Source organism: Coprococcus sp. BIOML-A2 (assembly GCF_009875795.1).
In the GTDB taxonomy this organism is placed as follows: domain Bacteria; phylum Bacillota; class Clostridia; order Lachnospirales; family Lachnospiraceae; genus Coprococcus; species Coprococcus aceti.
This window is the reverse complement of record NZ_WWSI01000001.1, coordinates 221,070-232,734: the sequence shown is the minus strand read 5'-3', so window position 1 is coordinate 232,734 and position 11,665 is coordinate 221,070. Positions and strand designations below refer to the sequence as shown.

General features: G+C 36.8%; 16 protein-coding genes and 1 pseudogene. 14 read left to right on the top strand and 3 right to left on the bottom strand.

Going from position 1 to position 11,665, the window contains the following annotated elements; all coding sequences use genetic code 11:
* Nucleotides 1–234: 234 nt before the first annotated feature.
* From GT575_RS01115 to GT575_RS01070, 10 genes are all read left to right on the top strand, one after another.
* The gene (locus tag GT575_RS01115; protein WP_161171322.1) at nt 235–651 is read left to right on the top strand and encodes a ParB N-terminal domain-containing protein; all 417 of its coding nucleotides are present in this window, start codon (nt 235–237) and stop codon (nt 649–651) included.
* Nucleotides 652–775: 124 nt separating this feature from the next.
* Complete coding sequence (locus GT575_RS01110) at nt 776–1,798, top strand: hypothetical protein (RefSeq protein WP_021938297.1); 1,023 nt, start codon at nt 776–778, stop codon at nt 1,796–1,798.
* 66 nt (nt 1,799–1,864) lie between these two features.
* Nucleotides 1,865–2,422 carry a hypothetical protein gene (locus tag GT575_RS01105; RefSeq protein ID WP_022215865.1) on the top strand — a complete coding sequence of 186 codons (558 nt, stop codon included), beginning with the start codon at nt 1,865–1,867 and terminating at the stop codon, nt 2,420–2,422.
* Nucleotides 2,423–2,446: 24 nt separating this feature from the next.
* Nucleotides 2,447–3,301, top strand: a complete 855-nt coding sequence (locus GT575_RS01100) for a DUF2262 domain-containing protein (RefSeq protein WP_022215864.1) — start codon at nt 2,447–2,449, stop codon at nt 3,299–3,301.
* 435 nt (nt 3,302–3,736) lie between these two features.
* A complete protein-coding gene (locus GT575_RS01095) occupies nt 3,737–4,114 on the top strand; it encodes a hypothetical protein (protein ID WP_156329426.1) in 378 nt (125 codons plus the stop codon).
* Nucleotides 4,115–4,209: 95 nt separating this feature from the next.
* Nucleotides 4,210–5,040 (top strand): hypothetical protein, encoded by an 831-nt coding sequence (locus GT575_RS01090; RefSeq protein ID WP_022215862.1) that lies wholly within the window; start codon nt 4,210–4,212, stop codon nt 5,038–5,040.
* 25 nt (nt 5,041–5,065) lie between these two features.
* Nucleotides 5,066–5,596 carry a CbrC family protein gene (locus GT575_RS01085; RefSeq protein ID WP_022215861.1) on the top strand — a complete coding sequence of 177 codons (531 nt, stop codon included), beginning with the start codon at nt 5,066–5,068 and terminating at the stop codon, nt 5,594–5,596.
* Nucleotides 5,597–5,643: 47 nt separating this feature from the next.
* Entirely contained in the window at nt 5,644–5,829 is a 186-nt protein-coding gene (locus GT575_RS01080) for a hypothetical protein (protein WP_156329424.1), read from the top strand.
* 69 nt (nt 5,830–5,898) lie between these two features.
* The gene (locus tag GT575_RS01075; protein WP_022215859.1) at nt 5,899–6,297 is read left to right on the top strand and encodes a hypothetical protein; all 399 of its coding nucleotides are present in this window, start codon (nt 5,899–5,901) and stop codon (nt 6,295–6,297) included.
* Nucleotides 6,298–6,422: 125 nt separating this feature from the next.
* A complete protein-coding gene (locus GT575_RS01070) occupies nt 6,423–6,836 on the top strand; it encodes a hypothetical protein (protein ID WP_022215858.1) in 414 nt (137 codons plus the stop codon).
* Between the two features lie 110 nt (nt 6,837–6,946).
* On the opposite strand, the gene GT575_RS01065 is transcribed toward GT575_RS01070, so the two are convergent.
* The 3 genes from GT575_RS01065 to GT575_RS01055 all read right to left on the bottom strand — a co-directional run bounded on the left by GT575_RS01065 (nt 6,947) and on the right by GT575_RS01055 (nt 9,241).
* Nucleotides 6,947–7,942: a virulence RhuM family protein gene (locus tag GT575_RS01065; RefSeq protein WP_022215857.1), complete on the bottom strand. Its 996-nt coding sequence runs from the start codon at nt 7,940–7,942 to the stop codon at nt 6,947–6,949.
* Nucleotides 7,943–7,946: 4 nt separating this feature from the next.
* Complete coding sequence (locus tag GT575_RS01060; RefSeq protein WP_055271924.1) at nt 7,947–8,846, bottom strand: hypothetical protein; 900 nt, start codon at nt 8,844–8,846, stop codon at nt 7,947–7,949.
* Between the two features lie 119 nt (nt 8,847–8,965).
* The gene (locus GT575_RS01055) at nt 8,966–9,241 is read right to left on the bottom strand and encodes a hypothetical protein (protein ID WP_161171321.1); all 276 of its coding nucleotides are present in this window, start codon (nt 9,239–9,241) and stop codon (nt 8,966–8,968) included.
* A gap of 96 nt (nt 9,242–9,337) precedes the next feature.
* Between GT575_RS01055 and GT575_RS01050 the strand changes: the two are divergent.
* The 4 genes and pseudogenes from GT575_RS01050 to GT575_RS01030 form a co-directional block, all read left to right on the top strand.
* Nucleotides 9,338–9,706 (top strand): annotated as a pseudogene (locus GT575_RS01050) (virulence RhuM family protein); the annotation flags it as partial.
* Nucleotides 9,696–10,148 carry a zinc-ribbon domain-containing protein gene (locus GT575_RS15050; protein WP_243147800.1) on the top strand — a complete coding sequence of 151 codons (453 nt, stop codon included), beginning with the start codon at nt 9,696–9,698 and terminating at the stop codon, nt 10,146–10,148. The pseudogene GT575_RS01050 and the gene GT575_RS15050, both read left to right, overlap by 11 nt.
* Nucleotides 10,149–10,226: 78 nt before the next feature.
* Entirely contained in the window at nt 10,227–10,940 is a 714-nt protein-coding gene (locus tag GT575_RS01035; RefSeq protein WP_117550256.1) for a lantibiotic protection ABC transporter ATP-binding protein, read from the top strand.
* Nucleotides 10,933–11,664: a lantibiotic immunity ABC transporter MutE/EpiE family permease subunit gene (locus tag GT575_RS01030; RefSeq protein WP_161171320.1), complete on the top strand. Its 732-nt coding sequence runs from the start codon at nt 10,933–10,935 to the stop codon at nt 11,662–11,664. Before GT575_RS01035 ends, GT575_RS01030 begins: the two co-directional genes overlap by 8 nt.
* The last annotated feature ends 1 nt before the right edge of the window (nt 11,665 follow it).

Below are 11,665 nucleotides of genomic sequence, written 5' to 3'. Positions count from 1 at the left end.
AAAAGAGAAGAAAAAGGCAATTTCCAACGGAGTAAATGTCCAAGTGGTTGTGAAGGTGTAGTTCGGAAACACAAAAATCTATCGTTCATATTTCATCAATAATAACTAACAATTCAATAAGGTAACAAAGAGGTTTGAGCCGCTTATTTTCAAGTGATTTTGAAAATAAGCGGCTCGTTTTGTTTTGACAGAGATTATCTGGCAAACAGTATTTTTTAGGAGGTAATTGAATTTATGAAGAAAAAGGAAGAATTGTATTCTTGTTCGCAACAAGACCACAATGCAATGGCTGAAACGGATATAAAGATGGTTCCCATTGCGGATTTACACGACTTTGAGGGGCATCCCTTTAAGGTAGAAAATGATATGGCACTTTTTGAGCTGATGCAGAGTATTGAAAAAGAGGGTGTCATTGTTCCAGCATTGGCAAGACCGAGAGCAGAAGGCGGCTATGAGCTGATTGCCGGGCATAGAAGAAAGGCTGCCAGTAAATGGGCAGGTCTTGATGTAATGCCTGTGGTAATCAGAGAACTTGATGATAATCAGGCAGTTATAGCTATGGTAGACAGTAACCTGCAAGGGAAATACGCAAAAGGATGGAATAGGAGAAAGCTTTGCGATTCAAAATATATAGCATCGGATTTGCTATAATTTAGATTGCGGATTCATTTTCTTTGTTTTTGGATATGTTGTACTCTGCTCATTTGAAGTCTAAAAAATAAGAAACTTTCGCATTTAAGCAGTAGATTTTGCAGCAGAAAAGGAGGATTGAAAAATGACACAGAAAGAAAAACTATTTTATTACTTGGACAGGATAAATAATAGCACCGAGCTTAAGGATGAAATATATTGGAAATGTGGATTGGAAATATGGAAACCTAACGAATTACAGGATGACTTGGAATCTCTAATGGAGGGTGGCTGTAAACAGAATTATGAACTTATTCCATTTGCCAGTGATGGTGATGGTGGAGTATGTGTATTGGTGGATAATCAATATGTTTCCATGATTGATTCGGAAGGTGGAGCCGGATATATCGCAGCTTCTGTAGATGATTTTATAAATATACTATTATGGTACAAATATATTCCAATTACGAAAAAAGTATTTGATGGTTTTGAGGAGTTTATAGAAGATTACCAGAGAGATGAATACGGTTCGAATACATCGGAGCTTATAAATGATTTTTTACAATCTGAACATCTTGATTTGGATAACAGAATGGTATATGAAAAATTCCTAAAAGGAGTCTCATTGACTCCTGCATTCATCATAGAACCGATGGATGAAGAATATGAAATTTCAGAGAATTTGTTCAGATTCGATGAAGCAGAATTTAATGAAAAGATAAGATGTACAGGCTTTGCGGCTAATGAAGGAGATGTTGATATGGTTTTTGAAGATGCGTTCACTGATTTACAGTCAGAATTTGTTTCTCTGTGTATGGAATATACGGGCGGATGCGTTGATAAAATATATATCTATATTTATCAGGATGCATCACAGAAAATGTTCAATGCTATTTTTGTCAAAGGAGATAGGGTCATACCTGCCGGTAATTTTGCTGATGATGAAGCCTCTGATGAATTTTTATCAATTGGAACAAAAGATATTAGTAAGCTAGTTGAGTTGTGTGATATGTACCAACAAAAATGTCCGAATGAATATAAGCTGGAGTTTGATGTTGCAACTCATAAATTTGATGCGTCCTATCGTTATGATGACTATACCAAAAGTGGAATATCCCCTGTGTCAGAATTGATGAGCTGGTATGGAGAAATTAAAGAAAGTATGTAGCACGTGACATTTTGAAGTTTATATATTGAGCCTGTGCCAAAGAAATGTGATAGGAGAAAGAAGAAATTGATTCAACATACATATGATGTGCAAACCTTTGATGATGGAAACAAAATAATTCGCCCTGCTCTTTCGAATGAGTATGAAGCACTGCTTGGCTGTCTTATTGATTTTCCGGATTTGATGGAAAGAAGTGTAGACATAGTGATTGACGGTGAAGCTGAAATATATAATACGGCTGGAAATGTTTTTTCTGCGGACATAGAAAAGGAAATTACCGTTATAACATGTTATTTGGTTGACGATTACGAGCCTCTTTGCGTAAGTACCGAAGATCTTAAGAAGCTTCTTTATGAATGGAATAATATCCGGAGATTTAAAAAATCTCATAGTAAACTATATGATATTTTGCTGGCAGAGCTTGAGGCTGGAAATACAATACGTGAAACCTATAGAGGTCGTTTCAGTGATAGTGATGAAACAACATTTATTTTTCTAAATAAGACACTAAAGACGAAGGTTAGGACGGATATCCCGGGTATAACTTATATGGAAGTAAATGACCCGCATTATTGGAATGCAGAATATGATGACAAAGAGAATAGACTTTGCCTTGCTTGGTAAGGGAATTAAGTAGGAGGAATGTGTATGGATATGAATGGAATCTATCAGAAAGATAATAAATTTGATGGCGAGGAGAGCTTGTATTATGTCCTTGCTGGAAACGGTGGTTCTTCACGTTTGAGCAAGAATGAAAAGTATCATATTATTACATGTTCTGCTGTTGCAATATATGATATAAATGCTGATTGTGTGGTAAAGAAGATAAAGATTATGACATGGCCTATATCAAATCAGGAGTATGAGGCACAGAATGAAAACAGCGAATATTTTAACAGATTTAAAGATGGTGTGATTTATAAGGTTTTGGGAAGATTACAGTATAGTACCTTTGGGGAACTTGCATTTTTGTATGTAAAAGAGGTATTAGAAGAAAATGTATCCGGAACAAAGCTTGATAAAAAGCAGGAAAAATATCTGGCACCGATTGTTTTAGAAGATGATGTTTTGGGGAAATTGGTGTTAGAGAAATCAGAAGGGCTGTTTGAAGGAACGTATCATTTTTTAGGTAATGATATTACGATTTATATTGAGGTAGAGTGGAGCAGTAAAGCAACCTGGAAAAAGCCTTTGGCTGTTGCAAGAGATTTTGTGGAGCATATTGTGTCAAGAGATGAAGCATTTAGAGAATATATTGCAGCTGATGAAGCATTGTATGACGCTGCTTTGGAGTGCTTGGAAGACTATGAAGATGAATGTGAAATTCATTTTTCTACACCGGAAGAATTTGCAAACGCATTAAAAGAACGCATGAAATACATCTTTGTGAATCAAAATGGTTCCTATACTATAGGATATGATGATGGCTATGTATTTGGCGGACATGAGATTGATGTAGATGTGGATTCTAAGGGCAAAATGGTGTGTGCGGATATGAGATAGATAACAGCCTTGGCAATCTGTACAACAATCGGCTTTAGAAAATAACTTGCACAGGAAATTCGCAAAAGTATAGATTGCTTTTTTGAAGCACAGAAATGTCCAAATGGTATTGGAAAGCCGTTTATTTGTGTAAGAATTGGTGAGTTTTTTTGAACAGAATAATGATAGAAAGTAGTAAGTGAGATTATGAACACAATTAACAAGAGTATAAAAGATGCCCTGTTTAGAGCCTATAACACAAGAAACAGAAACAACAAAAATCAGAAACGTTTTGATGTGATATTTGGAACAATATTTTTTTTGTGTCTCATTTTGACTATAGCTGCATTTGGCTTGATGGGAGCGAACGTAAAAGCAGGAGTTATCATGCTCCTTGTAATTTTTTTATGCTTTGGAGCAGCTGTTACATATGCTTTGCTAAGGAAAAAACGTATTATGAAGCTGCTGTATTCGGTGCCTGTGGGAGCGGAAAATATAGAAAAGATAGATGTTAAACAGGTAGAGATTCTGAATCAACTGTACGAGGAATCTGCACTTACTATTGGAATGGAAGCTATTCCGGATGAAGAATTTTTCAATATTCTGTACAACTGGTTAATCGGCATGAATGCATTGCCGGAAGGCAAACTTAAACTGTATTACCTTACAGGAAAGCTGTGGAATCAGCGATTTGCCTGCAAAGTAAATGATGATACGCAGATTTTATGTATCGCTATGGGCGATCTGAATATCAATGCAGAAAATACGGAGCAGTTTTCGTATGAGCATATGGTGTTTGGAAGATATTTGGACGACATAGTTACAGGGGGTTAAATCTATCAATTTGAATATTCATTATTCAGCACCCGATTGGGTGTGGGATAAGTTGTAATAGGTATATTGGAGTGGAAAGGGAATTTAAGTATAGAATGAAATTCATAAAAAAGCATCCGTATTTATTTTGGCAATACATTGGTTTTTTCATATTGGCGGTTGATTGTCTGTATGTTTGGTTTAATTTGGAAAATGAGCAGGTAAGCTATGCATTTATTGTACTTTCGGCAATGCTTGCCTTTGCGATTATAACTCTGTCGCCTTTTGTAATTAAATGCAGGAAAAAAATGAAAGACCCTGCAGAGATAGAAGAATCCTATCGGTACAAATACATCGAAGAATGGTATATACATATATATGGCTCGGCAAAAGGTGTGGCTGTTATTATAACTATGATCGTTTTGTTTATTGGTGGTACGTGTGTCCTGACATACTTCGGTTTACCTTTTTTGGCATTTTTATTGTTTTATGTCGATGTCTGGATTTACTGTCTGTGGAAAAACCACGTAAAGCGCACATTTTACAAAGTACCAGATGGTGCAAAACGGTGTGAGCTTATTTATGTGAAGGATATAGCATTTCTTGATTTGCTCAATTCCCAGACTGCACTTTGCTACTTTTCAAAGCCAAGTGACGAGATGCTTGATTTTTTATATAACCGATTTTATAGTGAAACATTAAATCAGAAGCGCTTGCTTATGAATGAGCATCTGAAAATTTATGTGGTAAATGGCAGGGTTTTTAATGAAAAGTACGGCATTTCCAAATATGACTTACCGATGTCGGATGAAGAATGTCTGCTTTGTATTCTGCCTGACGAACTGAACCCTGAGGTTATGAGTAGCAAGGAAGTTGCATTAAGAGATTATGAGATTGGTGGGGGTCTGTTTTCTGAGTATGTAGAGAACTGTCCGGAGTTGATGTAGTTGTGAAGATGAAGAGGATACAAAAATGAATGATAATTCTTTGAAATTACCCAAATTTAAATATCATCCTAATGTTTACGATAAAGAAAAAGTTTTAGATGCAGTTCAGTTCGATAATAATGTATGCCAGTGTTGTGGCAACAAAACAGATGTGTATGTGTCAACTATGTACTGCAGTGGAGAAGTGGATTGTATTTGCATGGAATGTGTGGCAAATGGTAAGGCAGCAGAAAAGTATGATGGTGAATTTATCCAATACGCAGAGGAAATATCAGATGAGGAGAAAAGGACTGAATTGTTTAGGCGAACACCGGGATATTGTTCTTGGCAAGGCGAATATTGGTTGGCATGTTGCGATGACTATTGTGAGTATTTAGGTGATGTAGGATATGCGGAATTAAAAGAGATGAATTTAGTAAGTATTATTGAAGAATACAAAAAAGTAGAGGGAATGGACTTTGATAATGAAATGTTAGAAAAGGGCGGTTCCCTGGCTGGATATTTGTTCAGATGTATTCATTGTGGAAAATTTAGATTGAATGTTGATTGTGATTAAGGGAAGCAATGGAGTTAGGTAAGAATGACAAAAAAGGGTGCGTGACTATGCTTAGAATAAAAGATGAATTCCTAAAAGGGGTGTCATTGACTCCTGCATTCATCATAGAACCGACGGATGAAGAATATGAGAATTCAGAGAATTTGTTCGGATTCGATGAAGCAGAATTTTATGAAAAGATAAAATTTACAAGTTTTGAGGATAGAATATCTGTAATTGATGTGTTAAAATAAGGGAAAATGAAATTTCCTTTATTCAGGTTATTAAAGCTTGGAAATGGAATTAAGCAGGAGGAATGTTTTATGCCATACTTAATTGTAGCAGTTGTAGTAGTTATTTTTATTGCCGTAGTTTTTATAGTGGCAGGAAAAGACAGTAAAGAACGCATAGATATGGTTTCTAAATTAACAGAGGAGCAGAGAAATATTTTAATGTCAACAGAAGTGAATTTTGTTGAGAAAAATGCATGGGTACAAAAAGCAATGGTAGCGAAAATGAAGGATAAAGGAAATAAAATAGACATAAGGCTATTATGGTTTAACGAGGTACTGCAAAATAATGAATATAATAAAATTACAATTGCAGATGTAGCAATAACAAAATCAGAACAGGAAGAACACAACGTAAAGGAAGGCGATTTTGTAAAATTCTATTTTGCACCGGAAAAAAGTATAGGCAGGACAAAAATAATATGGGAGTAGGCTTTAATTTATACGAAAGTGAATGCTCCGCATTATTGGAATACAGAATATGATGACAAAGGGAACAGACTTTGTCTTACTTGGTAAGGGAAAGCTGAAATTCTAAATTTGCTGAAGGGGCAATTATGATTTTTGAAGATGCATTTACAGAAAAACAATCAGAAATAATATCAATGTTTTTAGAGGTTATAGGTGATAATGTAGATACAATATATGTTTTCATTCAATCGGATGAATGGTCAGCAATGGAAACATGTGCCTTCGGAGTAAAAGGCTCAATACTTGGTAATCTTGAAGCGGGTATATCGGATAAAGATATATTAGAGATATTTGATGTGATAGAGGATGAAATTATACCTGAACTTGAAGATATATGTAAAGAATACGATATGCCTATGCCTCAAGAATTTAGGTATGTATATAATGTTGCTTCCGGTGCATTTGATTCAAATTATAGATATGGGGAAGAATTGAGTGCACTTGAAGATTATGATCCAGGAATAGAAGCCCAGAAGTGGATAGATTCGTTTAAAGTATGATTAAATAAGCACGCATTTATTTGAGGTTGATAAATCGCGGAAAATTGAAAGGATACAGAGAAATGAGATGGATTGCCCTAAAATGAGTGTGGGGCAATCCACCTTTCGAATTATGATTGCGAATCCGCAATCATTTCCAAGGTTCCAATGTTTTTAATAAAATCTCTCTCCACCGGAGAAAGGCTATCCTCCAGTCGGTTTTTATATTTATCATATTCAGCATGAGCCTTTTCGATAGCCTGTTTATGGCTGACATGACCGCTGGTGGTAAGTATATCCCTTCTGGTCATTTTCAAGTAATCGTCAATGGTTTCCAGCCAGTCCTTCATATACATAGGCTCCTGATTAAGGGCATGGACTTCGGCAATGTCAAGGTACGCAGTAACGATTTTGTTTAGGGCATCCAGTTCTGCTTCCGAGAGATAGTTTTTGGCAACTTCCACATCAGAACGATGTATGGTATCACCACTCCATGAAGTAAGTCCCATATTTTCCTTTTCTGCATCAGCACGCTGATAGATTACTTCAGCAGCGGTGTGTTTGTGGGCTGCCCAGTGCATTTTGTTCTGAACTTGCTTGAAAAATTGGACAGAGGCTTCAGCATGAGGATCATAATCGATACTGGTCGCATAGATTTCTAACACTTTTCTCCAAAATACTTTTTCAGAAGAACGGATGTCTCTGATACGGGCAAGCAGTTCATCAAAGTAATTGCCGCCACCCAATCGTTTTAAGCGATCATCATCCAGAGCAAATCCTTTTTTCATATATTCCTTTAAAATTCCCATAGCCCAGATACGAAACTGTGTACCACGATGGGATTTTACACGGTATCCAACGGAGATGATGACATCAAGGTTATAGTGATCTACATTGTAGATTTTACCGTCTGCGGCAGTTGTTGCAAAATTTGCAACAACTGAATTTCGCTGTAATTCCCCTTCTTCAAAGATTTTTTTGATGTGGCGGGATATGGTTGATTTATCACGCTGAAACAATTCAGCCATCTGGTCAAGTGACAGCCATACTGTATCATCTTCAAAAGTTGTCTCTATCTTGGTCAGTCCGTCTTCGGTTGTGTACATAATGATATTTGAGTTATTCATAGACTTAATCCTCCTTTTTCTTCGCCCTGCTCTTATACACATTGTACTGGTTCTTGCATTGAGGAGAGCAGAATTCCATATTGCTTCTGGTTGCTACAAAGGCACTGCCACAGTGCTTGCATACTTTCAGAGTAGAGTTATCATCGGTAAGCATAAATGAAAACATCATTTGGATACCAAGCAGTAATGAGTGGAATTCCCACACAATAGTAGGTTTGTCCAGCAGTTCTATGTGATAAGTTGGTGCAATACCGCCAAATACAGCCATTCCCTGTCGGTACAGATTTCTTTCGTTTTCATCTAACCGGTCATAATCCTGATAATACAGAAAACTTGAGAAAAAGGTAAATGCCCAATCTCTGAATACTGTCACAAGCCAGTCATAGCGTTCTGCATATTCTTTCTGAAAGCTCATAAGAACTGCCTGCGGTTTGTTCTTCATCGCCATAATCAATGCAATCATTTCCGAACTGTCAGTACTCCATGAAGATTCAACACCATGCTTTACAAAATCAATATTATCAAAAGGAAAAAAGTAGGACAGGTACTTTTCTGTGCTAAGACTTTCTTCCCTGATAAAATGGTTCTTTGGTAAATATACTGCTTCATATGTAATAAACTCCGGTGTGGTAGGTAATGCGGTCATAAGTCCGAGCAAACCATAATTGCAGGCAAAATCAATAATAGAAGCCTGAAGGGATTCTTTCGGTTCTTCCTTCATGGCAAGAGTGCCTATGTTAATGGCAGCCAGAACCATATCCTGATATTCTTTAACCGGATTGTAAAGGGATGGCTTTGCATCCTCTGTGGGAGTGATATAGAGAGTTCCATTGTCTGCCTTTTTCCATTCGTATTTATCATATTTTACCCAGTTGGAACTGGAGTTTGCAAATAAATTCATCATATACTTCCTCGTTTCTATATAAAAGTAATTGAATAAAATTCAAAACTATTACTATCATAGCACAGATAAAGGGAAATGTAATTACTTTATTTCTATTCTGTGGCTTTTCTTATAATAGATTAGCAGTTGGTCTGATTTGTTATGCTTTTCTGGTACTGCTTTAATACCTTTCTTGCCAGCACACCGATTTCACGGATAATCTTTTCCTTTTCTTTTTTAGCTTTTCTTTGTATGTCAGGTATTTTCTCTTTGTACTTTTCCATAAATTCCTGTTCTGTTGTCCATAGAGGGATATCAAATTCTTGTCGTTCTAAAAGCACCGCAATTACCTTTTTGGTTATCTGACCTAAGATGGTATTTCTCACACCTCTGATATTACGGTCAGTCTGTCCCAACAGATTTCCAACATAAAGAGTGCTGTAATCTCGAATATACAGATAATAGATAAGCTCTTTGTAACTGTCTTTCAAGTCATAAATAATCTTGGAATAATCCTCATGCGCTATGAGGATGAGAATATATGGCTGACACAGAAGATGATGGCAACATTGTACGATGTCGGCACTAACACTATAAATTATCATATTAAGAAAATCTTTGAGGACAGTGAGTTACAAGAGGATTCAGTTATTCGAAAATTTCGAATAACTGTCGCCGACGGAAAAAGCTACAGCACAAATCACTATTCCTTAGAGATGATCATTGCAGTAGGATTTAAGGTAAATTCTGAGCGTGCGGTGCAGTTCCGTAAATGGGTCAATCAAATTGCAAAGGACTATACCATCAAAGGCTGGGTTATGGATGACGAGCGTCTCAAACGCGGAACTTATCTGACAGAAAAGTATTTTGATGGGAGGATTTAATGACCTTGCAACACTTCTGCCGGATATAGCAGCCGAGTGGTCCGACAGAAATTATCCGTTACTTCCAACTCAGGTTACGGTCTTTGCCAATCGTAAGGCTTGGTGGAAGTGTAAGGATTGTGGCAGAGAGTGGAACACTCTTATTTCTACCCGTTGCAAGTTATGGGATGCAGGAGAAAAGGGACTTACATTATCTGCTTTTGAATGGGAGAAGGATAGAAAAACACTGATATATGGGCAGGTAGACTATATGTATGGAGAAGCACTTTATAAGCCTGAAATGAAAGAAGGAAATCCTATAAGGTTATATAGTTTGGATGAAATCACGGAGATATTCGGTAAATTGGGACTTTGTATTTGTAACAGCTTTGCTGATTTTAGTGGAAAGCCGAGTTCTGATAATGATATTCAATTGTTGGTTTATTCCATACGGGAATAAATCTTCATCAAATCTTTATTTTTCCCTGATAGATTATATTTCAGTGAGAAATGAAATATAGAAGGAAGGATAGTAAAGATGGAAATGATGTTGCAGACACAAAATCTATGTAAATATTTTAGAAAACAGAAAGCGGTAAATAATGTTTCGCTTAATATCGAAAAGGGACAGATTTATGGACTGCTTGGACCGAATGGTGCGGGAAAATCTACCACATTGAAAATGCTGACCGGTATGATGAAACCCACTGCAGGAAAGATTTATTTTGATGGAAAACTTTGGGATAGGAAAGATTTATCAAAAATAGGAGCGCTAATTGAGAATCCGCCTATTTATGAAAATCTTTCCGCCAGAGAGAATTTGAAGGTAAGACAATTATTGCTTAGTACAGATGAAAACAGAATTGATGAGGTCTTGCAGATTGTATCGCTTACAAACACCGGAAAGAAGAAAGCAGGACAGTTTTCTTTGGGGATGAAGCAAAGACTAGGCATTGCAATGGCATTGCTTGGAGAACCGGAACTTTTGATATTGGATGAACCTACGAATGGATTAGATCCAATAGGCATCGAGGAATTACGAGAGCTGATCCGGTCTTTTCCGGAACAGGGAATCACTGTAATTCTCTCCAGTCATATTCTCTCAGAGGTACAGTTACTTGCAGATAAAGTCGGGATTATTTCAGGTGGAATCTTAGGATACGAAGGAGCATTAAAGCAGGGAGATAATCTTGAAGATTTGTTTATGAATGTGGTAAGAAAAAACCAGAAAGCAGGTGAAATCCATGGTTAATATTATAAAAGCAGAACATCAAAAAGCCAAAAGAACCATGCGAAAAAAGTTTATCTGGGGATTTCCTCTTCTTACATTTGTCACGGCATTTATATTTACTCTTGGGATGACAAATGCTTATGCAGAAAGTGTTTGGAACTGGTGGTATACACTTTTGCTGCCGGGGATGATTGCTCTATTTTGTTATCTTTCTGTGGCGCAGGAGAAAAAGATAAAATACTATCATTTAATGACTATTCCCACAGACAGAAGAAAATTGTTGCTGGGGAAAATTATTTATATTGGGTACATGATTTTGTTTTCTAATGTGATTGTGTTTGCAGGAGCAACGCTTGGAGGCTTTCTTCTAACGACACATGTTCCAGTTGGAGGAGCGTTGATTGCAGTATTGTTTCTGACGGTTTCTGAGTTATGGGAGATTCCGGTAGCTTTATTTTTAAGTGAACGATTTGGAATGATTGTAAACCTGTTCGTCTGCCTATTTATTACCGTCAGCGGTGTGGTAATATCACAAACCAGAATCTGGTATGTACTTGTTTCTGCAATCCCTATGCGAATGATGTGCCCGTTGCTTCATGTTTTACCAAATGGACTTGCCGCAGAAGCAGGGAATCCTCTTTTGGATACGGGAGTCATTGTTCCGGGAATGTGTCTCTCAATCATCTGGTTTGTTTTTGTAACGGTTCTGTTTTTGAAATGGTTTGAGAGAAGAGAGGTGAAATAAG

Excerpts from the sequence above, each read along its gene's own strand:
- GT575_RS01115 (WP_161171322.1), top strand. The coding sequence starts at position 235 with ATGAAGAAAAAGGAAGAATTGTATTCTTGTTCGCAACAAGACCACAAT.
- GT575_RS01110 (WP_021938297.1), top strand. The coding sequence starts at position 776 with ATGACACAGAAAGAAAAACTATTTTATTACTTGGACAGGATAAATAAT.
- GT575_RS01100 (WP_022215864.1), top strand. The coding sequence starts at position 2,447 with ATGGATATGAATGGAATCTATCAGAAAGATAATAAATTTGATGGCGAG.
- GT575_RS01095 (WP_156329426.1), top strand. The coding sequence starts at position 3,737 with ATGAAGCTGCTGTATTCGGTGCCTGTGGGAGCGGAAAATATAGAAAAG.
- GT575_RS01090 (WP_022215862.1), top strand. The coding sequence starts at position 4,210 with ATGAAATTCATAAAAAAGCATCCGTATTTATTTTGGCAATACATTGGT.
- GT575_RS01085 (WP_022215861.1), top strand. The coding sequence starts at position 5,066 with ATGAATGATAATTCTTTGAAATTACCCAAATTTAAATATCATCCTAAT.
- GT575_RS01080 (WP_156329424.1), top strand. The coding sequence starts at position 5,644 with ATGCTTAGAATAAAAGATGAATTCCTAAAAGGGGTGTCATTGACTCCT.
- GT575_RS01075 (WP_022215859.1), top strand. The coding sequence starts at position 5,899 with ATGCCATACTTAATTGTAGCAGTTGTAGTAGTTATTTTTATTGCCGTA.
- GT575_RS01070 (WP_022215858.1), top strand. The coding sequence starts at position 6,423 with ATGATTTTTGAAGATGCATTTACAGAAAAACAATCAGAAATAATATCA.
- GT575_RS01065 (WP_022215857.1), bottom strand. The coding sequence starts at position 7,942 with ATGAATAACTCAAATATCATTATGTACACAACCGAAGACGGACTGACC.
- GT575_RS01060 (WP_055271924.1), bottom strand. The coding sequence starts at position 8,846 with ATGATGAATTTATTTGCAAACTCCAGTTCCAACTGGGTAAAATATGAT.
- GT575_RS15050 (WP_243147800.1), top strand. The coding sequence starts at position 9,696 with ATGGGAGGATTTAATGACCTTGCAACACTTCTGCCGGATATAGCAGCC.
- GT575_RS01035 (WP_117550256.1), top strand. The coding sequence starts at position 10,227 with ATGGAAATGATGTTGCAGACACAAAATCTATGTAAATATTTTAGAAAA.
- GT575_RS01030 (WP_161171320.1), top strand. The coding sequence starts at position 10,933 with ATGGTTAATATTATAAAAGCAGAACATCAAAAAGCCAAAAGAACCATG.